Origin of the sequence: Candidatus Nitrosopumilus salarius BD31 (genome assembly GCF_000242875.2) — an archaeon.
Lineage (GTDB): Archaea > Thermoproteota > Nitrososphaeria > Nitrososphaerales > Nitrosopumilaceae > Nitrosopumilus > Nitrosopumilus salarius.
The window spans coordinates 1-25877 of the sequence record NZ_AEXL02000130.1; the positions used below are offsets into that span (position 1 = coordinate 1).

Here is a 25877-nt window from a genome sequence, read left to right on the forward strand (position 1 = left end):
GGGTATCATACAAATTGAATAATCTTATTATACAATTTTTAATCAAGCTAAATTACTAATGCTACCATTAAGAGATGAAAATCCACATCCTCCAGGATTCAAACCAACTGTAACTTATGCATTAATCATAATCAATGTAATTGTATTTTTTATTGAAGTAGCATACACTGGTCAGTTCTTTGAATTTACTAATCAAAGCACTTTTAGTTTATTTTACAATTGGGGTGCTGTTCCAAACTGTGTAACTGGTGCAAGTGTCCTGAACATAGATTTCGGTTCAGGTCCTCAGAGTATTTCTTGTCCTCCAGAACCATATTTTTCTCTACTAAGTTCAATTTTCCTGCATGGCGGTTTGATGCATCTTGGAGGAAACATGTTGTTTTTGTGGATATTTGGTGATAACATTGAACAAAAATTTGGCAAAATGAAATATCTTGGAATTTATCTAATGTGGGGAGTTGCTGCTGGATTGATCCACATTGCTGGTGATACAAGCAGTGTGATTCCTGCTGTTGGTGCATCAGGTGCAATTTCTGGAGTATTGGGGGCTTACTTGGTAATTTTCCCAAGAGCAAGAATTCAGACTTTTCTGATGATGGGATTCATTTGGAGAATGATGCATATCAAAGCAAAATGGTTCTTACCTTTCTGGTTAATCTTTCAAAATTTACTTCCATATTTCATTGGGGGATTCGGTATTGCAGGTGACAGTGTAGCATATCTTGCTCATATTGGTGGATTTGTTGTAGGTCTAGCAACCGGTTACTTGTACAAAAAAACACACAGTTCTGAATTTATGTATGGTACCAGATATGGATACAGACCAGATTATTGAACGCATAAATCACTGAATCTATTTGAAATTTTCATGCCGTTGATTACAGTGTCAATGTATCCTGGAAGAACACAGGAACAAAAAGACGAATATGCAAAAGCAATAACAAAATCAGCTGTAGAGATTCTAAAAACAAAAGAGAATCATGTAATTGTTGTTTTTGAAGACAATCCTAAAGAAAATTGGTTTTTGGCTGGAAACCAACTTTAATTATTTTTAAAAGTATTTGACTGGATAAATCCCCCCAGTCAAGGGTTGACATACACACTATGATCGGTTTAATTTCATTTCACTTAATTTACATAATAAGAAAATGGTTCATTTCATGATTGTACCAAGAGTTTATCCTTTTATTGTGATTCAATTAATCAATTTTATGAAAGTTGCAGTTGTTCAATTCAAAGCGTCAACTAAGAAAGAAGATAATCTCAAAAAAATTCTTTCATACATTTCAAAGGCAGCATCAAAGAATGCAACACTATGTGCATTTCCAGAATTTATGATGTTCTACACAAATTCTTCTCAAACTTCAAGACAACTTGCAAATTTAGCTGAAACAATCAACGGGAATTTTATAACCACAATTGCAAATGCTGCAAAAGAAAATCATATTCAAGTTGTAGGCTCATTTTATGAAACAAGCAGAAAAAAAGATCGTGTGTATGATACGTCATTTGTCATTGATAAATCAGGCAAAGTAATCTCTACGTACAGAAAAATTCATCTATATGATGCACTGGGATTCAAAGAATCTGATAAAATGGCTTCAGGCTCCAAAATTTCAAAGCCTGTAAACACATCAATTGGAAAAATTGGAATGATGATTTGTTATGACTTGAGATTTCCAGAAATGTCAAGATCACTTGCAGTTGCAGGCGCTGAAATTCTGATTGCACCATCTGCTTGGGTTAAAGGAAACATGAAGGAAGAACACTGGATTACAATCAATAAAACAAGAGCAATTGAAAACGGATGCTATGTAATTGCACCTGATCAAGTTGGAAATATTTACTGCGGAAGAAGTTTAGTAGTTAGTCCATACGGAAAAATCTTACTTGATATGAAAAAGAAGCAAGGAATAAGTTTTGTCGATATTGATTTGAATAAAGTAAAACAAACTCGCAAAGTTCTACCATTGCTCAAAAACCGAAGAACTGATATCTATCCTACTTTGAAGGTTTAGTTTCTCTACTTTTACAATTAAAGTTTGAGCATTGCTTTGTCCATTTCTGATTTCTTGAATAACGAAAAATCACCATTGGCCATTTACATACATCACATGGCATTTTAGTTGCTCTCAATCTTGCTTTTTGTAATAATGGTGATGATGCTTTGCATCCTCCGTAGAAATTTGAGCATCCCATGAAACGTTTTCGAGTAGTTCTTGATCTAATCACCATCAATTCCCCTAGTTTACATTCAGGACATTGCACAAGCCCTTTTTTAGGAGAATTTGTTCCAAGAATGATGTATTTCTTCTCTTTTGAGGACCAAGATAGAAATCCATTACTGTCTAAATATTGAACTATCTCTTTTTTGAAGATACTAGTTCTTGACTTTGTAGTTTTTACTACATGTCTTACAATGGGCTTTTTGATCTGAACTGTTCTAGAAACCGTTTTTTTTGATGGCATTTTCTATGATGAATTTACTAAAACAATTTTTATAGGGATTGGGGTCAGTGACATTTGTGGAAAAGGTTTGTGTTCTTGGCGCAGGTAGCACCAAATATGGAAAATTAGCCGATAGTATTGCTGATATTACTACTCAGGCTTCCGTTGCAGCCATTGAAAGTGCAGGAATTGGACCAAAAGATATCAAAGCATCCTACATTTCAAATGTTTTTGGAGTTGCAGACAAACAAGTGCATATAGGTCCTGTCTTAATGAGCAGATTAGGAATTCCAGATAAACCATCACTAACAATAGAGTCTGCATGTGGAAGCGGCTCTGTATCTTTTAGAGAAGCTTTTGCTAATGTAGCAGCAGGATTTTATGATTGTCTTCTTGTTACTGGTGTTGAAAAAGTAACACATACAGGAACAGAATGGACTACAACTTACTTTGCATATTGTTCAGACTTTTTCTATGAAGGTCAAGCTGGTGCATCGTTTCCAGGATTATTTGCATCCATGGCAAGAGCTTACATGACAGAGTTTAATACAACTGAAGAAGACTTTGCAAGAGTTGCAGTAAAAAATCATGATAACGGTGCATTAAATCCAAAAGCTCACATGCAGAAAAAAATTACGATTGACGATGTAATGAAGTCTCCAGTTGTTGCAAGTCCGCTAAAACTTTATGATTGCTGTCCATTTTCAGATGGAGCAAGTTCTGTAATTTTATGTTCTGAAAAATTTGCAAAAGAGCACGGCGGTGATTATATTGAAGTAATTGGTTCAGGTCGTGGCGGTTCACCGGCTGCATTACAAGGACGTGAACACATGACAACAATTCCAAGTACAAAACTTGCAGCTGCTGATGCATACAAGATGGCAGGTATTACTGCAAAAGACGTAGACTTTGCAGAAGTACATGACTGCTTTACAATTGCAGAAGTAGTTGATACTGAAGACTTGGGATTTTTTGAAAAAGGAAAGGGTGTTCAAGCAGTTCGTGAAGGGAGAACAAGTTTGAACTCTGATATTTCTATTAATCCGTCAGGTGGTCTTAAATCAAAAGGACATCCAATTGGAGCTACTGGGGTTGGACAAGTAGTAGAAGTATTTGATCAATTAACCGGAAAAGCTGGTGCAAGAACTGTCAAGGATGCAAAAATTGGTTTAACTCATAACTTTGGTGCAACTGGTGCAAGTTGCGCTGTACATGTATTTCAGAGTGTGTAAAATGTCTATTGAAGAACAAGTAATTGAAAATGCTAAACATGGTAAACTTCTAACTCACAAGTGTACGGACTGTGGATTTCTTCATTTATCTACGGCATATTACTGCTTAAAATGTGGCAGCAAAGGATTTGAGGACGTTCTTTTAGAAGGTACAGGCGCAATTGCCACTTATACCATTATTACTGTGGCTCCTGCAGGCTTTGAAAAATATACCCCGTATGCCTTTGTAGTGCTAAAATTGGACAATTCCGATTTGAGAATCTCTGGATTTATGGCAGGAATTGCTACCCCATCTGATCTTCCAGTTGGAACTAGGGCAAAAATAACTGGTTTTGACGAACGCGGAATCATCATTGAAAAGCAGTAAAATTATTTGCTTGAATTATTAAAAAAAATCAAAATCGATTCTTAATTATTTTGTATATCTGATCATCTTCATGTCAGTAGAAATTACATGTGGTAAATGTGGTGAAAAAATAACAAATATGAAAATGCTGAAATCTCTAAAAGATGTCATGAATCCCACCAACGGGAAATGTCCATCTTGCGGACAAAAACTTTCTACATCAGAGTTTTCACTTGATGTTCAAGAAAACTGATCTAAAAAGATCTTTTGATAATATTATTTAGATTTTTAATAAATTGATCAAAATCTGTAATAATTTTTTCAGTCATAAGTCTTATTTACTCCTTAATTTTATGAAGACTTATGAAATTAAGTGATGAGGAATTAGAATTAGATCTTGATGCTGACTTAGATTCAGATCTTGACGCTGATTTAGATGCTGACTTAGATTCCGACTCGGATCCAAAACGAGGTGGTATATTACAATCCACATCAAAACGTGTCAGAATGATCTTTTCTGTCATGGCAAGTCCCAATAGAATTGATATCCTTCGAATCTTAAACTCCAAAGGACCTCTAACTTATTCTGAATTAAAGTCCCTAGCTGGTTTCAAATCAAAAAAAGAAAGTGGTAAATTTGCATATCACTTGAGAAAATTACTTAGACAATCACTTGTTGCACTAAACAAATCTGAAAGACGTTATACAATCACAAACCTTGGAAAACTTGTTTTAAGTTTGGCAAGACAGATTGAGGAAAGATCAATTATTGAAAGTGGCAAAATGTATGTTAGAACATCACATGAATCAATTGAGGAATTTAATTCTCATAAAATCATTCAATCACTAGTTCGTGAAGGAAGTCTTCCATTAGAACTTGCACAAAAAATCACCGAAGAAGTTGAAAATAGAATTTACAAATATCAGACTACCTATCTAACAGGCTCATTAATCAGAGAAATGGTCAATTCTGTTCTTTTAGAACATGGTCATGAGGAATATCGCAATAAACTTGCACGCCTAGGTCTGCCTGTTTTTGATGTTCAGGAGATGATTTCTAACCTAGATAATGTCGATAATGGCGCTGAAGGCTTACTGTTTAACACTGGACAAAGAGTGTTTGCTGAACACCTACTTACAAACATCTTGCCAAAAGATGTTGCTGATTCTCATCTTTCTGGAGATCTACACATTACCCATCCTGGAATCTGGTCCATGATTCCTGATACAATATTTGTAAATGTTAAAGAGCTTATTGAAGATGGAATTGATCTTGGTGGAAAATATCTTGATGTATCAAGAATACCTGCATCAAAACAACTTGATGATGTTACGAGTTCACTTTCTGTTGTAATTGCTCTTCTTTCAAAAGAGGCTTCAAAAGAAATTGTACTTGATGGATTAGTTCCATTGTTTACAAAATATTCAAAATCACTACCGGAGCTTGAACAAAAACTATCTGATGCCTTTGCAACTGCGTCCACAACCTCAAAATACAATAAAACAAGTACGAATATTTCAATTAGATTACAATTAGGAACTGATACAAAAATAATTAATTCAATTATTAACGCATACAAAAATTATACAAAGATAACTCCAATCCCAAAAATCGGTTTGATAATAGATGCAGATAAAGGAAAGATAACAGATGTATCTGAATTAGTATCTGAAATACTTTTACTTGGTGGAAAAGTAATGTTTGCAAAAGGTCAAACATCAAGTTATGGTGTTACAAATGGATCTACAAAGACTACTGGTCCACTCTCGATCAATTTAGAGTCTGTTTCTATTAATCTTCCAAGACTTGCATTTGAATCAAACAAAGATGAAACTTACTTTAGAGCAAGACTTGCATTGTTAATGAAACCTGCATTGGCTTCAATGGCATTAAGAAAGAAAGAGATCTCCGATCTTACTAGGAGAGGACTCAATCCAATTCTTGCAAAGAATACTCAATACATGCAAAGAAGTTCTGTTTCTCTAGTTGTAAACTTGGTTGGACTAAAGGAATCAGTGTTTAACATACTTGGATTCAAAGACAACAAAGAAGGACGTGACATTCTTCACAAAGTAATTGAAACTGCAGTTGATGTTGGTGCCAAAAAAGGCAAAGAATTGGGTGACACAGTAGCCATTTCCATGACCGAAACTGAAGCCTCTACTCGCTTTGCAAACCTAGATGGTGAGAAGTATGGTAAGAATTCTGCACTTAATTCAATGGATGGAGACTCTTATTCTCAGGGAATAGTAATCAAAGCCTCTGAAATTTCTACTTTTACGAATAAAAGTGAGCCTATTCTTGAATCTAACAAACTTTCAAAATTACTAAATGGTGGTTTACTTGTAACATTAGAAATTGACAAAAATGCCAAGGCTGATGAAATCAAAAAAGCAATCGAAAAGGCATCAGAACTTACGCCTTCATTCAAACCTGTCAGGAATACTCCGATATGTGGTGAGTGTGGTTTCAAAGATGAACCATTTGAAGACAAGTGTCCAAAGTGCAAGTCACCATATGTTGTCTGAAATCCGTAAATGAAAAACTAGTTACGATCATTTTTGCAAACTTTTTGATCAGTTTCAGATATCGCGATCATCGCAGTTATGATCAAAGTTATGCCAGTATGAAGTTCATAGTACCGGTGTTAAAAAAATTGACACATTAACGGGTCAAGATCAAAACTTTTCGAGCACACAAGTTATATCCACATTATTCTTACCTTCATCGAGGAGATTATAATGGATAATTCACAACTAGAAAATACTATCACTGAGATCCGTAAGCGCAGTGGCGCAGTCACGGCTTTCAATAAAGATAAAATTTCAAATGCCATTTACAGGGCATTGGCTGCCACCTCTAAAGCCGACCGTGGCGTAGCCGATCAACTAGCAGCAAATGTTGTTAACAAGCTGGTAGAGCAAGGATTTACAAGCTCTAGAGCACCTACAGTTGAAGATATTCAAGATATTGTAGAGTCAACTTTAATCGATAGCGGAAATAGCGATATTGCAAAAGCATACATAGTTTACAGACATGAGAGAAGAAAATTAAGAGATCAAAAAATGAATGTCCTGAATCTAAAGGCATTAGATCCAGTCTCCAAAAAGTTTGATTTGAATTGTCTAAGGGTTCTAGCCTCAAGATATCTTTTCAGAAATTCCAAAAGTGAGATAATTGAATCTCCGACTCAAATGTTTGAGAGAGTCGCAATTCTAGTAGGAATTGGTGACATCCTGTATGATTCTCAAGTATTTGATAAATCAGGAAATACTAAACAAGATATTGATGAAGCAGAATCTTATCTTGAAAAACTAGATGCATTTGATTATAAATTCAAAGTAGGAGATTATTTCTTCAACAAATGGCATTTTAGATCTTTGATCAGTCACTATGTGACACTAGCAAACAAAGGTCAGATGAAGGTAAGCTTCAAAGATCTTCTGACTTTGCTAGCAGCAAAGAAACTTGATAGCTATGCAGACAAAATTTCTGAATACTTTGAAATGATGGTTGCTCAAGACTTTCTGCCAAATTCACCAACAATGATGAATGCAGGTGGAAGATTGGGACAGCTATCAGCATGCTTTGTACTTGGAATGGAAGATGGAATGGAACAAATCATGAAATCTACTTCTGATGCAGCATTAATCTTCAAGTCTGGAGGAGGGGTTGGAATCAACTATTCTAATCTTCGTGAGGAAGGTGACATCGTGGCATCCACTTCTGGTGTTGCCTCTGGTCCAGTATCTTTCATGAATATCATCAATACCGTTACAGAAGTTGTAAAACAAGGTGGAAAAAGACGTGGTGCAAACATGGGAATTATTGAAGCATGGCACCCTGATGTTGAGAAGTTCATTACAAACAAGACAGAACCAGGAGTTTTGGAAAACTTTAACGTAAGCGTGGGTATCTGGGAAGACTTTTGGAATGCACTAGTTAACACTGAAGATGGTAACTATGTTTTACGCAGTCCCCGTGACAAAAAACCAGTTAAAGAAATCAATGCACACCAACTAATTGATCTTATTGCATTATCTGCATGGAAGAGCGCAGAGCCTGGATTGATCTTCTTTGATCAAATTAACAAGTACAATGTATTTGCCAAAGCAAGACAAGCCCCACTAAGAGCAACAAACCCATGTGGTGAACAAAGCCTCTATCCATACGAATCCTGCAATCTAGGATCAATCAACTTGGTAAATCTTGTTAAAAGACAAGCAGATGGAACTTATGAATTTGATTGGCAAAGATATGAAGAGACAATTAGAAAGGCAACAAGATTCTTGGATAACATCATTGATGTAAACAACTATCCTGTTCCAGAAATCAATGTAGCATCAAAAGAGTCTAGAAGAATTGGACTTGGAGTAATGGGAGTAGCTGATCTCTTATACAGATTAAGAATTCCATACAATTCCAAAGAAGGATATGAATTACAATCCAAGCTCTCTGAAGCCCTAACATACTATTCAATGGAAGAAAGTGTTGCACTTGCAAAATCTCGCGGTGAGTTTCCACTTTGTTCAAAGACAGAATACCCTGAAGGAAAAATTCCAATAGCTGGCTATTATGAGAAACCAAAAGAATCTCACTCCTATGAATGGGATCCACTAATTGAGAAAATCCAAAAGCACGGTATTAGAAATGTCTTGACTACTACAGTAGCTCCAACCGGAACACTCTCTATGATTGCAGACTGTTCAAACGGAATGGAACCTGCATTTGCTCTTGTATTTGAGAAAAGGGTTACTGTTGGAAGATTCTTCTACTCGAACAAAATTTTCGAAGAAGCCCTAAAAGAAAATGGTCTTTACACAGATGAAATTCTTGCAAAAATCGCAGACAATTATGGTTCATTGAAAGGAATTGAAGAAATTCCACAATGGATGCAAGATGTCTTTGTTACAGCAATGGATATTCACTGGGCTGATCACCTTATGGCCCAAGGCGTATGGCAAGACTGGATTGGAAACGCAATTGCAAAAACAATCAACATGCCATATGATGTAACAGCAGAGGATGTAAAATCTGCATATCTGCTTGCACATGAACTAGGACTAAAAGGAATGACTGTTTATCGTGACGGTTCAAGACACAAACAAGTTCTTCACATGACTAGTGAAAATGCAAAAAAAATATTTGATGTAGCACCAAGTGCGTACATGACTGAGATTGTTCTCTCAAAAATTACAAACCCATACATCAAATCTCAAGTAAATGCATCACTTGCATTAAAATTCCATGACGAAGAAATCTCTATGGAAACTCAAAAACATGAAGAAGTTTCCGAAGATCGTCTATGTCCAACATGTAAAAACAATCTAGTCTTTGTAGAAGGTTGTAGTATCTGCATCGAATGTGGATATAGTGGTTGTACTTCGGGATAGAAAATAGCATTCGAAAATCATAGTTATCAAGTATACTTGATAACTGGTTAGTGGTAAAGGTCTACGTGTTAAGGACTTAACCAGTCCGGTTGTAGACTAATCCATGGTAACGGAGCCACTAACCATTTATCCTAATAACAAATCCTATAATTTACTCTAATAAAGGCACTTCGCATATTTTTCGATCACCTGAATCATAACTTTTTTAGACTAACTTTTGAATATCTTCATATGAATAAAAAAATTTTAGGTATTAGTGTAAGTGCTATTATTATAATTCTAATTATTGCAACAATTGTAAGTTTACCAAATTCAGAAATCTTTACTCAAAAAACTAATGAAAAAATTGGTCTTGTAATTAATTCACCAAATCAAGCTACAACCTTACAGGATTTGGATCAAATTTATTCCCAAGCATCAGAGACTGGAATTGGTAGAAGCAACGTCTATCTTTTTTGGAATTTAGTAGAACCAGTACGTGGAGAATATGATTGGAAACAATCAGACGCATTAATGAGCTTTAACAAAAAAAATAATCTCAAAGTTACTCTTTATTTTTCTCTTATTAATGGAGAGACACTTGGACCTTTCCCTGATTGGATTGGAAAGCCATCACTTAATGCTATTGGCGAAGATAGAGTAGTAAGTGTACTTGATGCGATACTATCTAGGTATGATATAGTGGATACTGTAATCCTTTCTGGTCAAACAGAATCTCAATTTAGATTCTATGAACAAAATATTCCTGTGTATAAAGAACTCTTCAATGGTGTTTATGATAAAATCAAAGAAAAACATCCCAACGTAAAAATTGGAAATTCATTTGCGTTACATAATGTTTTAAATAAAAATCTACAAAATATTGTGTCTGATTTGTCTGTTGGTGATTTTGTTGCATTTTCTTATTCACCAGTCGACAGTCTAAATGATATTGTAAAAACTCCACAGCAGGCAATAGATGACCTAAGACAAATATTTGATTTAGTAAGCAATAAAAAAATTGGAATTTTTGAAATCAGTTGGAGCACATCTGACTATGTTGGAGGAAGTGATTCAGCACAAACAGAATTTTTAGAAAAATCCTTTGAATTTTATACTGAAAATGAATCCAAATTCGAATTTTTTACTTGGTATAGGCAGTATGACAAGCCTGAAGGAACATGCGTATTTGAGCAGCAAGAGATAGGTAATGAAAAATTAACTGTAGGCGGATCTGGTTTTGGAAGCAGCGAACATGTGATTGAAAGATTGAATCAATATGTTTGCAATGCAGGATTGATAAATAATGATGGTGTTCTAAAATCTGCCTGGAATGAATTTAAGAACCAAGTTCAAATGTTAAACTAAAATGATTTCTGTAATTTTATCTGAAGCTGCATTAGAGTTGGTTCCATATGAGTTAGAAGATCATCCCTCAGTAGTTTCACATGCAAAGAAACTTGGCAAACATCCCTCTGAAATTTTACTTGACAATTCATGGCATTTTGCAGCTATGAAAGGAATTGAAAATGAATTAAAAAGAGGAAGACCAGACTTGGTCCACTTTTCAATCCTTGAAGCTACCACCATTCCATTATACTTTCAAAATAAAATGAAATTTTATGTTCATACAATAGATGATAAAGTAATTTCCTTTGGTCAAAATGTACATATTCCAAAATCCTATCATAGATTTGAAGGTGTAATTGAAAAATTATATCAAGAAAAAAAAATCAAAGCTGATGATGAATTATTACTAGAAATTCATAACAAAACTTTTTCAGAACTTTTAGATGAAATCAATCCGTCAAAAGTAATAGGGTTTTCCAAAAAAGGGGCTTTGAGTTCATATGAAAAAATTGCGGAGAAAATTTCAGACAATACATGTATTGTACTAGGAGGATTTCAAAAAGGACATTTTTCTGATTCAATTCAAAACAAAATAACTGAACTATGTTCTGTGGGAGATGAATCATTTGAAGGCCATGTTGTAGTTGCTAGAATCCTCTACGAGTACGAAAAAACCATTTTTATGTAGGAAATTAAATTTGCATTCTATTGCAGTCATAGTATAGCCTGGTTAGTATTCGGGGTTTCCAACCCTGTGACGCGGGTTCGAATCCCGCTGACTGCATTCTTTCATTGTTATAAGAACCAATTTTTAGGTGTAGTTTAAGAGATTATTGTGAAACCTGCAATCAGAAAAATTGCACTAGAGAGAATGCAGATTCTCATTGATAATGCAATTACTAATGCCAGGATTGATCCTGAACTTTCTCAACGACAAGCATTTCTTGCTCGCAGAATAAGTACCAGATATAAAATTAGGATGCCTTTTGATCTTAGGATGGTTTTTTGCAAAAAATGCAAATCCTTTATCGCACCTGGAATCAATTCAAGAATTCGTATAGGCAGGGCATCTATCAAGTCCATTAGAATTTCTTGTAATCTATGTGGACATACTTACCGAAAAATTATACCTAAATAATCTCACTTTTCTTCAGGAGGCTTTACTTTTCTAAAATTAAAGTACACTCCTAGGTCATACGTAATCTTTAGCAATCCACCGATAACAAATGGAGCTGATAGCCATAATGATTGAATTACCAAACCTGCAATTGATGGACTAATTGCCTGTGTAACATTTCTTGAAGTATTAGTAATTCCAGCAGCAGCAGTTCTTTCATTTTCATCTACAACTGCAACAATGTAAGACTGTCTGGTTGGAACATCCATTTGAGATAAAGTCATTCTTGCAAGATGAAGCCCTAACGCAATTGGGAATGTAGGTGCAAATGCTAGCAAAATTAACAAAATGTTTGCAGGAATGTGAGTGAATACCATAGTATTGATCAACCCAATTTTATCTGCAATTCTAGTAGCCAGAATATATGAAAATGCAGTTAGAACACCTGCTACTGCAAAAATCAATGAAATGGTTGTTAACTCAATACCAAATCTTGTAAAAAACCAAAATGAAATAATGCTTTGAATTACAAACCCACCTGCAAATGAATCAAGTGAGAACAATCCAGATAATTTTGCTACAATAGATCTTGATTTTGGTGACAGTTGTTTTATAGAAGACATTTTAGGATTAATTCTATTTTTTACCTCAATATCTTTACTCAAAAAAATATACAACAAGGCCACAATCAACCCTGCAATGATATATGCAGCAAATAGAGGCTTAAATGATTCAATTTGTGACCATCCAGATTCTTGGAGTAATTGTGGCACTCCAGATAGTAAAATACCCGTAGACATTGCAAATGTTCCACCCATATTATAAAATGCAAAAAGTGTGTTTCTTTTTTGGATTTTTTTGACTGTTTGTGGCAATATTGCTTGTTCTAAAGACAGAAATGCACCAGTTTCAGAACCGGTTACATTAATTGTGCCAATTAATGCAGCTATGATTAATGCAATATAATTGTCAGTGACTAGAAAAATTGCACCTGCTATAGACATCAAAACTGCATAAATTACTAGAATTTTTTTCCTTCCAAATCTATCTGCATAAAAACTTGCAAACAAAGTAAAAAATACACTGTTTAACAAGGTAACTGACAGGATTACTCCAATTAGAATATCATCAAAACCAATTTGTTTTAGATAAATGGCAAGAACTATGCTCAAAAATCCGTAGGAGAATGCTCTTACCATTCTTGCAGTAAGAAGTAGTTTACCATCCTTGGTAAGCCAATCTAGTAGTGAAAGATTCAAAGCTGTGAATTGCTATGTTTTATTTTGTATATCTGTATATGGTGTTAGTTGTTAAATGTCATTTTTTATTAAATTCAGATAGGGCTTTTGAATAGTATTCAAGTGCAGACGTCATGGATTTATCCAATGAATCAATTGTTGATATTCTAAAATCAATATAGTCTTGAACAAATTTAGAACAAGTTTCTATTTGGATTATTGTTAGATTTTTAGCAAAGTTCCAATATTCAGCAATTTCTTCCATAACTTGATGATTAATTCCAAGTCTGTCAAAGAATTGTTTCTCTGAAATTCTACATGTTCCAAATGTGGTATTAAATGAATGAAGATATTTGGTGAACAGATCTGTATATCCCTGAAGGTAAACTGGTAATTGATATTCCATTTTTTGCAGAATCTCGGATGTATTGTTTTTTGTTAAATCACATATTGAAATTTTTGATTTTTCCTCATTTTTAGGTTCATCTTTGGTAAGAACTCTTGTCTCAGTTTCCATATTGTAAAATATGGTGATGTAGTATTTAGAGAATAATTAACAATGTTAATTGCTGCTAATTACATTAATTTTGGTAAAAATATGTAGATTAATACTAAAACCTCCAGTCTGCCTAAAATCATTAGAAAACTTACCAGAATCTTTGTGAATGCGTCTAGATCAATATTGATAATACCAGTTCCTATCCCTGCAGTGGTTATTGCGCCTATTGCTTCAAAATATGAATCATAAAAATCATTTCCCAAACTAGACAAATGTAAAGCAACTACAAACGGAATAGATGGGAGTAATAAAAGTAAGATTAGAGATGTAATTATCTCTTTTTTGTTATTCTCTGTTAATGTTTTTGATTTTCTAATAAATTTTTTAATATTGAAGAGATGAATTAGTCGAAATATCTTTAATCCCCCAGCTGTCGAAAATCCACATCCACCAATAATCATGAGAAATGTCAAAAGAATCATTTGAGATTGATTCAATGTCCCAAGATCTATTACCTGAAAACCAGTAGTAGTACTTGTTGAAATGACTGTAAACGCAGAATCAAGTATTGAAGAATTCATAAAAGGAATAAACAAAACAATTCCTGTAATTAATACTATAAAGTAAACTCCTACTTCCTTTGTGATTTTAATTGAGAGAAATTTTGTTCTAATAAATCCATAATGAAATCCAAAAGGAAGAGAACCTAAAATCATTCCAACAAACAAAATAATGTATTCAGGAGGAGTAAGAGTAGAAAGAATATCTGAATTTGGAACAAACCCACCAGTAGATAAAGTGCTCATTGCAATAGAAACATCATCAATAAAATTTCTCTCCCCAAAATAAAACAAAAAACCTGCAATTATTAGGGCATATATTGTAAATACTATTGTAATTGTACTGAAAAGTTCACGTAGTTTAGGGATTTCACCTGAGATAAAGCCTCTCATCGAATTTAGTTTTTTTTCTGGATAAAATGCGGTCATTATCAAATAGATAAAACTCAATCCTCCTACAAACTGCGAGAATCCTCTGAAAAATGTAAAACTCTGAGGAAGAGTTTCAGGTTTTGCAAATAATGAAATTCCTGCAGTTGTGAAACCTGCAGTGCTTGAAAAAAAACTATTTGAAAAAAGATCCACAAAAGATTGGGAATGATATGGATTTAGATAAAGATACGGAATAGTGCCAAATAATACAAGTATTATAAAACTTGAAAAAACAAGAATCGCCATGCCTCTTAATCCCAAATTATTACGTTCTCCGTAGGAATTGAGTAAAAATCCCGAAATCAATAATGTTGTAGACATTAAGAAGATTCCAGTTGCCACATCAGTTTCACCTAATAATGTAGACAAGAAAGATGGAATAATCATCAAGACCCCTGCAAATTGTAATATTGTTGCTAAATTCCATAATATGCTTCTAAAAATTGGATGCTTTGAATTGACAATTATCGGATGGACAATATCCTGAATAACATCATAGTAGATCATTCCAATTATTTCATCATTATCCGAATAAACAACCAATTTTCGTATCTTTTTTTCTATCATTACGTCTAATGCCTTCTCTAATGACTCGTTATGTTTTACACCTATCAAAGGAAATTGCATAATATCACCTAATGTTGTTCTACTTGATCGTATGTGAGATTCCCCAATGTTTTTTAGAATATCTTCATCAGTTACAATACCTGTAAGCTTTCCTGTTTTATCTCGTACAATAATCTCATCTTTGTGTTTCTCATTCATCAATTTACAAGCTAAAGGCAGTTTGATTAATTCATCTAGGATAAGTAAATTTACAGACATGTATTGAGAAACTTTTCTGTTTAGATTGGATTTCTCTTGAATATTTTGATTAGACAATTTTTTGTTCAATCCACCAGTGTCAATATAATCTATTTGTGAATACTGAATATTATGTTATCTTGAAGTTCAATAATTGTAAAAGACATAGACATCAAAACACGATCATTTAGAAATAATTAATTTTAACTGACAGTAATAGTGCCCTTCATATCTGGATGAATTGAACAATAGTAATCAAATGTACCTGTTTTGTCTGCCAAAAATGCGACTTCATCAGTTTGAAAATAATCAAGATCTTTAATATGAACATTAAATTCATCAATGTTAAGATTATGCTTTGAGGGATTATTGGGTTGGTTTTTCTCTTCATTGATCAAATGAATCTGAATGATGTTACCTTTTGATACTGTAAGTGATGGTGATGTTCCTTCTGTAGACGATAGCGATTTACCTCCTTTAGTAGTTTGATAATGATAGTTTCCTTGGGAAGATTTTACTGCTTTTAGGAATAAGTTCGTTGTAGGAGCAAAAACAAAACTCTCTGAATTTACAGGATGAAATGAATTCAGTGCTATACCACCTATCAAAATTATAACTCCTGCAATAATACTGACTGAAATGATACTTGATCTGGTTATTTTGGAAGATTTTTTCTTATTCACAGGACAAAAAGAATTTTCATGAATATATACAATAATTAACATTGTTAAGGAACCACTAAAAGGAATATTTTGATATAATATCCATGGGATTTAGCAAAACTTGTCCAATATGTAATCAAGACTTTCTTTCTCTTGTCAATTATATGTCTCATATCAAAAATACTCACAGCAAAACATCTCCGGATTTGTTTGTAAAAGAGGAAGGCGAATTGAAGTGGTCATTTAGAACTGATGACTAGCAATCATTCACCATGATATTCTGATCAAAATTATACGTGATAAAATATTTCATGAATTAATAACATGAATTCCTATTTTTGACTTGGATTAGTGTAATGTAGAAGTCAAAATAATGTCCATATTGGAATATTTTTTGATGGAAATCAAACCTAGTAATACAGTTGGGGGTAGTATGAATTCTAGGAATTACATTATTTTAGCTACAATGACCTCTACATTACTCATTAAGAAATTATTTGATATTTAGCAATCACTTAACATTGTTAATTCAATTTTATTAAAAATCAAATGTATATGTCCTATATGAAAAAATGTATTGTATGTAGAAAAGAGTTTGAACATTGGTGTGATGATGTTTGCTCAACAGAATGCTCCGACCAATTAGAACATTGAGATTCATTGAAATTTTTGGTCAATTCTATTATGATTCCCTTAAGTGAAATACAGGTGAAAAAATACTATGTTAAATTTATTCTAGAAATATGATCAACGGGTTTTTCTCATAATAATCTGCATTAGCGCTTCTTTTGAGTAATCAATACCGTGTACTTCTTCAGTATGCAATCCAAATTGTTCTATCACTTTCTCCAAATCGCCTTCTACTACAAAATCACATTCAAATCCATAATCCTTACAATTTAATTTTGCCAACTCTTTTCTAGAGAATTTGATAGTAATATACTTCAATTAACAATGTTAACTACCATTCAAGTCATCATAAAAAGAATAATGCAGAAGCAACAGTCAGGAAATATGCCGATCTAGAGGCAGAAAACGAAAACTAGGACATTGAACAGCCGATAGCGTAGCACTGTTCATCCTTTTGGAGTTACTTTGCTTCTGCATTAATTATAATTTATTTTGTTGATATTTAGCAATCGCTTAACATTGTTAATCTGAGTTCAGTTCCACGAATGTTTTTTGTTTCTAGATTTTGTTCTTAGACGCGCACCACAACATGGACATCGAAGATTTGTCGTTTCAAAAAACATTGAACATAATGTACATCTTTTTTGTCCAGCTTCATAGCGTGCAATATTTGATAATGGTTTTTCATGAAATGTATCACAAACACCTTTACAACAAAAAGTCATATCTAGCAATACTTCCTCCTACCTATCTGAGATTTTTCTAATCGCCACCAGTCTTCATTTCTTTTATCTGCAATATTTTCATCATCCATCTCTTCTTTTTTATTCATACGAATTATTACAACTGATTTTTAATAAAACTGAATTAACAATGTTAAGTATTTGCTAAATACTACACTGAGATGAACGAATAGGAATGAATGTTTGTAAACATTATGGTCTTATTTCCCCTAAAATTTATCCAGAATATATACAACCAAATTATTTGAATAATGATGAGGTGGAATTTGTCAGATAATCACAATAACATTCTAAGTTCAATGGATCTCTTTATTGAGAAAATCCAGCAACTGAAAGGATTGATGTTGGGAGTTTCATTTTCTGCCATCATTTTGGCACCCCTTGCTATTGGAATTTCATTATACTTACTAACACACCCAAAATTTCTCCATTTAATTGAAAATGAATCTGAATTTGCATTGTTATTGACGATTCTATTGACAGTAGTTTTAGTAACTTCTGGAATTTGGTTAGTAGCAGGAATTCAGCAATTTAGATCTCTCAATACCTGGAACAAAAGATATTGTAGCTATCTGAAGAAACGTGAAGACTTGGATAGAGACATTACCTCAAAATACCATCTAGACGAAGAATAATCATTCAGGATTTAATGAACTGGATCTGCCACTCCTTGGAAACAATTTTTCAAAAGGCTCCAATATTTCATGACAAAATTCCATTCCTTTTTGGGTAACCTTGAAGATTGTGATGGTTCTTTTTCCATCAACTGTTTCTATTCTTTGTATCATTTCATTTTGTTCTAGATTATCTAGAATCTGTTTATGTTTTGTAATGTTTAACCCACAAAAACTGAATAATGCTGTTTGATTAAGCTGACCGTATTCTGAAAGAGTCAGAATAATATCTTTGACGATGTATATTCTATCACGATATTTTTTGGTATCTGTCATTATGCCTATTGATACTGATACTACTTTAACTATTATGGGAATCTATGTTTCATTAACAATGTTAAGCAACTCCTTATAATATCAAATTTCAAATTTTTGTATGAAATCAAGGTTTTCTTTTAACAAAAGTATGGTGAAAAGTCTTTTAAAAAGAGAAACAACGTTTTCAAATAAATGTAAAATATGTGAAATGGAGTTTACTGATCCTGAAAGGACCAAAAAACACATGATAAAAGCACATTCAAAACCCAAACGTGAAAATCAAGCTCATTGAAAATGGCTAAAGCATATGTCATGATGAACTGTGATTTAGGTTCAGAAAAGGAGATAATTGCGTCGCTAAAAAAAATTAATTGTGTGAGAGAAGCTCATGGCACACTTGGCCTTTATGATCTTGTTATACAAATAGAATCTTCATCTGACAAAGATCTTCAGGAGATTGTAACTGGTGTTATTCGTAAAATGCCAAAAATTCACTCTACTGTGACTCTAACCCGTTCAGAATCAGGTGAACTTTTTCAAACATCAGAAAAACTAATTGGAATGATGTTGGGACAAAATAACGCCCAAGCATATGTGGTGATTCATTGCGATAAAGGAGAAGAATACCCAACATTGAAAAATCTCAGTCACATACCTGAAGTAAAGGAGGCAGATGTCGTTTTTGGATTTTATGATGTTATTTGTAAGGTGGATGCGTCTGATGATAAAACACTAGAAAATGTAATTACTAAAGCCATACGTGCACTGCCTCATATTAAAACCAGTATGACATTGAATGTAATTAATGAACAAGAATCCTAATTATTGAAAAATCCAATCAGATTATACTTGATTTTAAGAAAAACATACACTGTTCTAAGATTTTTACGCTGAAATAAGTTAACAAACTAACACAATACTCTATGAGTTTTATTCAATAAAATCACTTTATTTACTAGGGATGCTATTGAGCAATACATTCTTCTTCTTTTTCTCATATTGCATAAGATAAATAATTCCTATCACTGTAGCAAATTCTACGGATTTTGAAAATATTCCATCCAATTCCAATTCTTCAGGTTTATTGTCTGGAGATAATGGTGGAGGAAAAATTACTACATACAGATACAATCCTAACAAAACGGCAGTACCAACAAATCCAATAATATTTAGTATGACAGTTTTGTTATAATATGAAAGCACTGACTGTCTAGATTTTGTAATTGGCTGTACTACTGTCATTAATACATAGAATGTACCGAAAGCAACCTGAGTAGCTGCTGCTGCAAGCAAAAACACACTATATTCTAATCTCAAACTTCCATGATCTGCATAAACACCTAGATGAATTATACCTCCTGCTACTGCTAAAAATACAATTAGGTATTTTATTACCTCTGGATTTTTGGGTTGATTTTGATTCTTTCTTAAGTTCAAAAAATGCATTGACAAAACTGAACCAAATACTATTAATGGTAACAATATTCCTGCTGACATAACTGAATCCCAAACTGTTCCAATGTTGGGAGTAATTGAAATATTGAAAACTACTCGTTCACAATCACAATTGTAACTACTTGATAAAATACTCCTTGGAGGAATTACATGTTCTTGTGATGAACCCTCATCAGCTAAACTTATGACAAGAAGGTAATTTCCTTTTTTTTCAAAAGTATAGTGAACCTCAAAATCCCCAGTAGGATGAAATTCCCAAGGAAAAAGTTCTATTCTTTGACCTGTAATGGCATCATAAATCTCAACTGCAGTTTCAACATTTTGTACATCATTACCATCGTCATCCTGTATGCTAAATTCTATGTGTGTTGGTTCACCAGGTTTTGCATATTCTGGTTCTAATGCTTGATTTACATAATATCTTCCTATTTGATCCCCCCCACCATTATTGTGTGGTAAATGATCAAAATGAGCAAACGCCATTGAGTTAAAAGAAGTGCTAATTGAAACTAGAGTAATTATTAATAATATTGTAAAAATTCTAATGTTCAATTGTTTTTTCATTGATCTCTTTCAATTTAAATGTCCATGCGTCAAATTTTAACCATGACGTCTTCAATATTACAAATTAGACATGCTTTTGGAATTTTTTTCATAAATATTGCTATTTTAGTTTCTAGTGGCTCAATTGTAAGTGAAATAGCATTTCGAAATGATGTGCCATTGTACTATTATGTACTGATATGGATAATTATTTCTGGTTTAATTTTTGGTTTACAATTTCGTAAATTCAAACTGGTTTTTTCCTTAATACGTCAAAGAATGAAAAATAGTACAAAGTGGCCATTGCAAATCAAAATCATAAATGGTGTTTGTTGGGCTATGCCTTTTTCATTAATTGCATTTTTTCCAGAATTCTCACAATATTTGTTACTCTTAGGAATCGGGTTGGGAAATATCTCAACTTTTATTTTTATGAATAAATTCAGCGGATTAAATAATAAAGAACAGCTTTTAGTTGGAGTAATATCGCTTGCTTTAATTTTGCCTGCTTTTGGGATTGACTCTTCATTTCTTCTAGAGAATCAAGATATTGCTGTTTTAGTGTCACGACTTTTTATTGCAGCGTCATATGCTATTGGGGGCATATATGCTGTTTATCAAAAAGATTGATACAAAAAATGTTTTTTTAAGAACAATGGAGTCCGATCTAAGATTTTTACGCTGAAATATGTTGAACAAACTAACACAATACCTCAATGATTTATAAGACGATTATCGATTTTTTCACTTCATGGCAAAGGTATACGATGTACCCGCAGATGTATTGATAGGAAGATTAGCAAGTATTCTAAAGAATGAAGATATCCCTGCACCTTCTTGGATTCCATTTGTAAAAACTGGAGCTCATGCAGATAAACCACCACAAGATAGAGATTGGTGGCATACTAGATGTGCTTCAATTATGAGAAAAATTTACCTTAATGGCCCAATTGGAATTAACGCATTAAGAAATGATTATGGTGGTGGTAAACCATCTGGATATGGTGCAGCCCATCACAAAGACGCTGGTGGCGCAATTATCCGTAATGCTATTCAAGGATTAGAAAAACTAGGTTATCTAGAAAAAGTTGAGAAGAAAGGCCGTATCATTTCTAAACAAGGAATGCAAAAACTAGATAGATTAGCAACAGATATTCTCAAAGAACTAATTACTGAAAAGCCAGAATTGAAAATATATCGATAGATTTGAAATGAGTTTTCCAGAATCTAACGAACACTCTCAGCAGAATTCTAATCATGAACTTGCAGCACAAAAAGAACAAATTCTAAAACAAATTCTTACTCCTGAAGCAAGGCTAAGATTAAACAATATCAAAATGGTAAAGCCAGAATTATCTGAGCTTGTTGAGCAATATCTGATCGGAATGGCAACCCAAGGAAAAATTCCTGGTCAGATCAACGATGAACAATTAAAGCAAATATTGCTCTCTACTCAGCAGCCAAAACGCGAATTTAAGATAAATCGAATATAATCCAAAAAAATTTAATTATGGGAAAAATGTCGGTTAATGCATGAAAGCCGTTGTATACAATGAATATGCACCAGATGATAATTTTGCTAAAATCCTCAAAGTCCAGGATATAGATGATCCAAAACCAAAATCCGATGAAGTAGTTTTCAAAGTTAAAGCTGCTGCTCTAAATTATAATGATATATGGGGAATGAGAGGTCAACCAGTTCCTGTTCCATTACCACATGTCTCAGGTTCAGATGCTGCAGGTGATGTAATTGCAGTTGGTGAAGATGTTAAAAATATCAAAGTTGGAGACAGAGTAGTTTCTCATTCTAACATGTCATGTAGAGTTTGCAAAGCTTGTACTGACGGTAGAGAATTTGATTGTATTAATAGAATCATTTGGGGATTCCAAACTGGTCCAACTTGGGGAGCTTTTCAAGAAATAACTCACCTGCCAGAAGTTAACATTGCACAAATTCCAGAAGGAGTTTCATACGATGAAGCAGCTGCTGCATCTATGACTTTGTTAACATCTTGGCACATGTTAGTTGGTAGAGCCAAAATCACACCAGGGCAAACCGTCTTAATCATGGGTGGTGGTTCAGGAGTAGGTAGTTTTGGTATTCAAATTGCTAAACTTTACAACTGTGATGTAATTGCAACTGCAAGTCCAGACAAATTAGACAAATGTCTTGAACTTGGTGCCGATTTTGCAGTAGATCATAGAAAAGAAGATTGGCACAAAGAAGTTAGAGCAATCTCAAAAGAACTTGCAAAGAAGAAAGGCGAAGCACCAGGAATCGATGTATCATTTGATCATATTGGTGAAACACACTGGAACAAACAACTGACCTTACTAAAATATGGTGCAACACTTGTTTCATGTGGTGCAACAACTGGATACAATGCACAAACTGATCTAAGACATGTATTCTTTAAAGGAACTAACATCTTAGGTTCAACACAAGGAACTAAAGCTGAATTAGAACAAGGTCTCTATTGGATGGGTCAAGGTAAAATCAAAGCAGCTATTGATTCAACATACACATTTGAACAAGCTGCAGAGGCTCATACAAAGATGTTAACTGGAAAAGGTCTCTTTGGTAAAATCTTACTAAAACCAGAGGGCGCTTAGTCATTTAATGACTCAGCTTTTCCGTAGCCTTATTTTTGTTCCTGGAAATAATTCCAGATTTCTTGAAAAAGCAAAAAAGCTACAAGCTGACATTGTTTGTTTTGATTTGGAAGACTCTGTTCCAGATAATGAAAAAGCAAATGCTAGAAAACTAATCAAATCTGCATTAAAATCCCGTAAATCCTATGAATCTTCAATTTTTGTTCGTACAAATTCACCTGCATCTGGGAAAATCCCATCTGATCTTAAAGAAATAGTTCAAAAAGGTATTGACGGAATTGTGATTCCCAAAGTAAATAACATTAAAGAATTAAAACAAATTGAAAAAATTTTATCTGGATTAGAAAAAACCAGAAAACTTAAAACAATTCAAATTATTCCCTCCATTGAATCTGCAGAAGGTGTAGTTAACACATTTAGCATTGCATCTTTTGGAAAAAGAGTCTCTGCGATAGTTTTTGGTGTTTTTGATCTACTAAATGATTTAGGAGTTGAATATACAAAAGATTCTGAGGGAGCCAAGTATTCAAGAAGAAAAATTCCAGTTGATGGACATGCTGCCGGTGTTGCCGTGATTGATGCTATTTGGCAGGATCTTAAAGATACTAAAGGATTGGAACAGGATTGTAAAATTGGGAAAAGTTTAGGGTATTCTGGGAAAAGTATCATACATCCTGATCAAATTCCTGTCGTTCATAGATTATTTCATCCCAACAAAAGTGAAATAATGTGGGCTGAAAAAGTATGCAAAACATATCTTGAATCTACAAAGAAGGGCAAAGGAGCTACTACCGTTGATGGAAAAATGATTGATGAGGTACATTTCAAACAAGCAAAAGCACTTCTTGAGCTTATAAACTCCTAAATTTCCTGTAGTTAAATCTAAAATCTATCAATAAATGATTTAACACTAGAACTTTTTTCAAGCATTTTATTTGTTAAAATACCTATTACCCTAGTCTTTTCTTTCTTAATATCTAAATTAATTTCTTGAAAAACACATTGAAGTTTAGAGATCTTCTTACTATCACTAAGTACTATTCCAGATTCAATAATCAATCCATTAATAATCATATTTTCAATTTTTCTATATCCCGATGTTTTTGGAACTTCAGATTTCTGAAGAATTTCTGGAATAGTTAATTCATTTTCTAAAATACAAGAAATGATTTTTCTTGTTTCTAAATCTCCAAATGATTCTAATACTAAATCTCTCAAATTTGAATTTATTACTTCGATTGAATATTTCTTATCTATTTTTTTTATTTTAATAATTTTTTCAATACACTCTGCTACAAATCTTTTAACATCCAAATTTGAATTTTTTTCTAAAACTCTTATAAGATTATCAAAATGTTCAATTGATAATTTTATTGACATTCCACTATCTAAAAATAATTCACGTTCAATCTTTTTTAGAACCTCGGGCTCCATTTTTTTCTTAATTTCTGTGGATAATGTAAATGAAATCAATCTATCAATTCCACTCATGTAAAAATTCTAAATAATGCAAAATATTAAAGCACTGTTTTACATACTGTGACTAGAGATGCCCAAATCGGTAATAGTAATAGATGATGATGAAGATACAGTAAGATTATTCAGTGAATTTCTTCAAGAACATGGAGTTAATGTTGTTGGTAGTGGGTTTGATGGAATTTCCGCAGTTAAATTATTTCAAGAAACAAAACCTGATGTTATTCTCATTGATCTTAACATGCCTAATGGTAGTGGATTCTATGCTATTAAAAAAATTCAAGAGATAAATCCAAATGCACGGATCATTGCAGTTAGTGCAGATGGAAGCTATTCCACTGAAGAAAAGTTGGATAAGCTAAACATTCCTTTAATTCAAAAACCATTCAAAATGGATCAAGTCATTTCCACGATTGAATCTTAATTCCCATTTTTGGGAACTTTAACATATTGTTATATTCTCATCTTCATACAAGTAATTAGTTAAAATGAGTAAACGTGTAACAATAATGATTGATGATGATCTTGATAAAAAACTTCGACTTCGTCAAGCAAAACTGATTCAAACAGAACAAACATCTTATAGTTATTCTAAAGTCTTAAACGAAACACTTCGTAAAACTCTGAAATAATTATAGTTAATCAAACATCTATCTTTTCGAATAGGTTAAAGTCGATGAATTTTAATTAAATTATAGTAAAAATGGTTAACCTGCTAGATCCTTCAAATGTAATTACTAGAATGTTTAATGCTGGAAAATATGATGAAATGTACGCTTATTGTAAATCTTTACTTGAAAAAATCCCAAATGATATGGTTGCACTTCAAAATATTTCACTATCTCTGATTTATCTGAAAAAATATCCAGAGGCTATTGTTTATTGTGATAAAGTTCTAGAAATCAAAAACTTGGATACTTATGCGCTAAAAAATAAAATTTATGCTCTTGAAAGTATGAAACAATATGAACAAGTTTTAGAGTTATGCGATAAATTACTTTTGAGTAATTCTAAAGATTTATGGGCTCTAAACAGTATGGGGTTGTCTTTAAATGAATTAAATCGTCATGAGGATGCTATTGAATATTATGATACTGTTCTTTCAATTGATACTAATGATGTAACTGCTTTGATGAATAAAGCAATTTCTCTTAGTCATTTAGGAAATTATCAAGATGCACTAATCTATTATGATAAAGCCCAAATGATTGATCCAAATTTGAAAGAAATACCTATTGCTAAATCTCACATATATGAAAAATTGAATTTAAAAGATGATGCATTTTTAGCTGCTCAAGGAGTTCTTAACAAAGATATGGAAAAAATAAAAATTGATGCTAAAAAAAACAAATGCTCTGTTTTTCATCAATTTTGTAATGACGAATTTAAACATCTTAGTTCTAAATAATTAAGATTGATATTGA

At 33.0% G+C, this 25877-nt stretch carries 32 protein-coding genes and 1 tRNA gene; 23 read left to right on the forward strand and 10 right to left on the reverse strand.

Annotated elements, in window-relative coordinates:
• Window positions 1–58: 58 nt before the first annotated feature.
• The 3 genes from BD31_RS07545 (at window position 59) to BD31_RS07555 (ending at window position 2018) form a co-directional block, all read left to right on the forward strand.
• Window positions 59–835: a rhomboid family intramembrane serine protease gene (locus BD31_RS07545; RefSeq protein WP_008300820.1), complete on the forward strand. Its 777-nt coding sequence runs from the start codon at window positions 59–61 to the stop codon at window positions 833–835.
• 33 nt (window positions 836–868) lie between these two features.
• Window positions 869–1045, forward strand: a complete 177-nt coding sequence (locus BD31_RS07550; RefSeq protein WP_008300807.1) for a tautomerase family protein — start codon at window positions 869–871, stop codon at window positions 1043–1045.
• A gap of 166 nt (window positions 1046–1211) precedes the next feature.
• Window positions 1212–2018, forward strand: a complete 807-nt coding sequence (locus tag BD31_RS07555) for a carbon-nitrogen hydrolase family protein (RefSeq protein ID WP_048097576.1) — start codon at window positions 1212–1214, stop codon at window positions 2016–2018.
• Here BD31_RS07555 and BD31_RS07560 read toward each other — a convergent pair.
• Window positions 2002–2469: a topoisomerase DNA-binding C4 zinc finger domain-containing protein gene (locus BD31_RS07560; RefSeq protein WP_008300794.1), complete on the reverse strand. Its 468-nt coding sequence runs from the start codon at window positions 2467–2469 to the stop codon at window positions 2002–2004. The genes BD31_RS07555 and BD31_RS07560 overlap by 17 nt on opposite strands.
• A gap of 47 nt (window positions 2470–2516) precedes the next feature.
• On the opposite strand from BD31_RS07560, the gene BD31_RS07565 reads away from it, so the two are divergent.
• From BD31_RS07565 to BD31_RS07600, 9 genes are all read left to right on the forward strand, one after another.
• Window positions 2517–3680: a thiolase domain-containing protein gene (locus BD31_RS07565; protein WP_008300832.1), complete on the forward strand. Its 1164-nt coding sequence runs from the start codon at window positions 2517–2519 to the stop codon at window positions 3678–3680.
• Window position 3681: 1 nt separating this feature from the next.
• Window positions 3682–4047: a Zn-ribbon domain-containing OB-fold protein gene (locus tag BD31_RS07570; RefSeq protein WP_008300803.1), complete on the forward strand. Its 366-nt coding sequence runs from the start codon at window positions 3682–3684 to the stop codon at window positions 4045–4047.
• A gap of 70 nt (window positions 4048–4117) precedes the next feature.
• The gene (locus tag BD31_RS10365) at window positions 4118–4279 is read left to right on the forward strand and encodes a hypothetical protein (protein ID WP_008300812.1); all 162 of its coding nucleotides are present in this window, start codon (window positions 4118–4120) and stop codon (window positions 4277–4279) included.
• Between the two features lie 110 nt (window positions 4280–4389).
• A complete protein-coding gene (gene nrdD, locus BD31_RS07575) occupies window positions 4390–6555 on the forward strand; it encodes an anaerobic ribonucleoside-triphosphate reductase (protein ID WP_008300848.1) in 2166 nt (721 codons plus the stop codon).
• A 213-nt stretch (window positions 6556–6768) separates the two neighbouring features.
• A complete protein-coding gene (locus BD31_RS07580; RefSeq protein ID WP_008300845.1) occupies window positions 6769–9420 on the forward strand; it encodes an adenosylcobalamin-dependent ribonucleoside-diphosphate reductase in 2652 nt (883 codons plus the stop codon).
• Window positions 9421–9651: 231 nt separating this feature from the next.
• Window positions 9652–10767, forward strand: a complete 1116-nt coding sequence (locus BD31_RS07585; protein ID WP_008300767.1) for a hypothetical protein — start codon at window positions 9652–9654, stop codon at window positions 10765–10767.
• A 1-nt stretch (window position 10768) separates the two neighbouring features.
• Window positions 10769–11437, forward strand: a complete 669-nt coding sequence (locus BD31_RS07590; RefSeq protein WP_008300779.1) for a Nep1 ribosome biogenesis protein — start codon at window positions 10769–10771, stop codon at window positions 11435–11437.
• 22 nt (window positions 11438–11459) lie between these two features.
• A tRNA-Gly gene (locus BD31_RS07595) sits at window positions 11460–11533 on the forward strand.
• Window positions 11534–11620: 87 nt separating this feature from the next.
• Window positions 11621–11887 (forward strand): ribonuclease P protein component 4, encoded by a 267-nt coding sequence (locus tag BD31_RS07600; protein WP_193353393.1) that lies wholly within the window; start codon window positions 11621–11623, stop codon window positions 11885–11887.
• Between the two features lie 2 nt (window positions 11888–11889).
• On the opposite strand, the gene BD31_RS07605 is transcribed toward BD31_RS07600, so the two are convergent.
• The 4 genes from BD31_RS07605 to BD31_RS07620 all read right to left on the reverse strand — a co-directional run bounded on the left by BD31_RS07605 (window position 11890) and on the right by BD31_RS07620 (window position 16082).
• Window positions 11890–13125 (reverse strand): MFS transporter, encoded by a 1236-nt coding sequence (locus BD31_RS07605; RefSeq protein ID WP_008300810.1) that lies wholly within the window; start codon window positions 13123–13125, stop codon window positions 11890–11892.
• A 58-nt stretch (window positions 13126–13183) separates the two neighbouring features.
• Window positions 13184–13621: a hypothetical protein gene (locus tag BD31_RS07610; protein ID WP_008300817.1), complete on the reverse strand. Its 438-nt coding sequence runs from the start codon at window positions 13619–13621 to the stop codon at window positions 13184–13186.
• Window positions 13622–13680: 59 nt separating this feature from the next.
• Window positions 13681–15477, reverse strand: coding sequence for a potassium transporter TrkG (locus BD31_RS07615; RefSeq protein WP_238536099.1), 1797 nt, complete (start codon window positions 15475–15477; stop codon window positions 13681–13683).
• 125 nt (window positions 15478–15602) lie between these two features.
• Window positions 15603–16082, reverse strand: a complete 480-nt coding sequence (locus tag BD31_RS07620; RefSeq protein ID WP_048097579.1) for a cupredoxin domain-containing protein — start codon at window positions 16080–16082, stop codon at window positions 15603–15605.
• Window positions 16083–16165: 83 nt separating this feature from the next.
• On the opposite strand from BD31_RS07620, the gene BD31_RS10370 reads away from it, so the two are divergent.
• Window positions 16166–16321: a hypothetical protein gene (locus tag BD31_RS10370; protein WP_008300770.1), complete on the forward strand. Its 156-nt coding sequence runs from the start codon at window positions 16166–16168 to the stop codon at window positions 16319–16321.
• Window positions 16322–16808: 487 nt separating this feature from the next.
• On the opposite strand, the gene BD31_RS09860 is transcribed toward BD31_RS10370, so the two are convergent.
• Together BD31_RS09860 and BD31_RS07625 are read right to left on the reverse strand one after the other, a co-directional pair.
• Window positions 16809–16973, reverse strand: coding sequence for a DUF1059 domain-containing protein (locus tag BD31_RS09860; protein ID WP_008300781.1), 165 nt, complete (start codon window positions 16971–16973; stop codon window positions 16809–16811).
• 251 nt (window positions 16974–17224) lie between these two features.
• The gene (locus tag BD31_RS07625; protein WP_048097573.1) at window positions 17225–17416 is read right to left on the reverse strand and encodes a hypothetical protein; all 192 of its coding nucleotides are present in this window, start codon (window positions 17414–17416) and stop codon (window positions 17225–17227) included.
• 317 nt (window positions 17417–17733) lie between these two features.
• Between BD31_RS07625 and BD31_RS07630 the strand changes: the two genes are divergently transcribed.
• The gene (locus BD31_RS07630) at window positions 17734–18069 is read left to right on the forward strand and encodes a hypothetical protein (RefSeq protein WP_048097574.1); all 336 of its coding nucleotides are present in this window, start codon (window positions 17734–17736) and stop codon (window positions 18067–18069) included.
• Here the strand turns inward: BD31_RS07630 and BD31_RS07635 are convergent, their stop codons facing one another.
• Complete coding sequence (locus BD31_RS07635; RefSeq protein WP_008300843.1) at window positions 18070–18384, reverse strand: winged helix-turn-helix domain-containing protein; 315 nt, start codon at window positions 18382–18384, stop codon at window positions 18070–18072.
• 276 nt (window positions 18385–18660) lie between these two features.
• Here BD31_RS07635 and BD31_RS07640 point away from each other — a divergent pair, with 276 nt between their 5' ends.
• The gene (locus BD31_RS07640) at window positions 18661–19188 is read left to right on the forward strand and encodes an Lrp/AsnC ligand binding domain-containing protein (protein WP_048097580.1); all 528 of its coding nucleotides are present in this window, start codon (window positions 18661–18663) and stop codon (window positions 19186–19188) included.
• Between the two features lie 126 nt (window positions 19189–19314).
• On the opposite strand, the gene BD31_RS07645 is transcribed toward BD31_RS07640, so the two are convergent.
• Window positions 19315–20373, reverse strand: a complete 1059-nt coding sequence (locus BD31_RS07645; RefSeq protein WP_158641240.1) for a hypothetical protein — start codon at window positions 20371–20373, stop codon at window positions 19315–19317.
• A gap of 36 nt (window positions 20374–20409) precedes the next feature.
• Here BD31_RS07645 and BD31_RS07650 point away from each other — a divergent pair, with 36 nt between their 5' ends.
• The 5 genes from BD31_RS07650 to BD31_RS07670 all read left to right on the forward strand — a co-directional run bounded on the left by BD31_RS07650 (window position 20410) and on the right by BD31_RS07670 (window position 23842).
• Window positions 20410–20994 (forward strand): hypothetical protein, encoded by a 585-nt coding sequence (locus BD31_RS07650; RefSeq protein WP_238536101.1) that lies wholly within the window; start codon window positions 20410–20412, stop codon window positions 20992–20994.
• Window positions 20995–21115: 121 nt separating this feature from the next.
• Window positions 21116–21568, forward strand: coding sequence for a 30S ribosomal protein S19e (locus tag BD31_RS07655; protein WP_008300792.1), 453 nt, complete (start codon window positions 21116–21118; stop codon window positions 21566–21568).
• Window positions 21569–21575: 7 nt separating this feature from the next.
• On the forward strand, window positions 21576–21857 hold the full coding sequence (locus BD31_RS07660) for a DNA-binding protein (RefSeq protein ID WP_008300835.1): 282 nt from the start codon (window positions 21576–21578) through the stop codon (window positions 21855–21857).
• Window positions 21858–21897: 40 nt separating this feature from the next.
• Window positions 21898–22977, forward strand: coding sequence for a zinc-binding dehydrogenase (locus tag BD31_RS07665; RefSeq protein WP_008300826.1), 1080 nt, complete (start codon window positions 21898–21900; stop codon window positions 22975–22977).
• A gap of 7 nt (window positions 22978–22984) precedes the next feature.
• Window positions 22985–23842 carry an HpcH/HpaI aldolase/citrate lyase family protein gene (locus BD31_RS07670; RefSeq protein WP_008300801.1) on the forward strand — a complete coding sequence of 286 codons (858 nt, stop codon included), beginning with the start codon at window positions 22985–22987 and terminating at the stop codon, window positions 23840–23842.
• Between the two features lie 17 nt (window positions 23843–23859).
• Here BD31_RS07670 and BD31_RS07675 read toward each other — a convergent pair whose 3' ends face one another.
• Window positions 23860–24468 (reverse strand): hypothetical protein, encoded by a 609-nt coding sequence (locus BD31_RS07675; protein ID WP_008300784.1) that lies wholly within the window; start codon window positions 24466–24468, stop codon window positions 23860–23862.
• Window positions 24469–24526: 58 nt separating this feature from the next.
• Here BD31_RS07675 and BD31_RS07680 point away from each other — a divergent pair, with 58 nt between their 5' ends.
• The 3 genes from BD31_RS07680 to BD31_RS07685 all read left to right on the forward strand — a co-directional run bounded on the left by BD31_RS07680 (window position 24527) and on the right by BD31_RS07685 (window position 25861).
• Complete coding sequence (locus BD31_RS07680; protein WP_008300777.1) at window positions 24527–24877, forward strand: response regulator; 351 nt, start codon at window positions 24527–24529, stop codon at window positions 24875–24877.
• 64 nt (window positions 24878–24941) lie between these two features.
• Window positions 24942–25085: a hypothetical protein gene (locus BD31_RS10375; protein WP_008300839.1), complete on the forward strand. Its 144-nt coding sequence runs from the start codon at window positions 24942–24944 to the stop codon at window positions 25083–25085.
• Window positions 25086–25156: 71 nt separating this feature from the next.
• Window positions 25157–25861, forward strand: a complete 705-nt coding sequence (locus tag BD31_RS07685; RefSeq protein ID WP_008300822.1) for a tetratricopeptide repeat protein — start codon at window positions 25157–25159, stop codon at window positions 25859–25861.
• The last annotated feature ends 16 nt before the right edge of the window (window positions 25862–25877 follow it).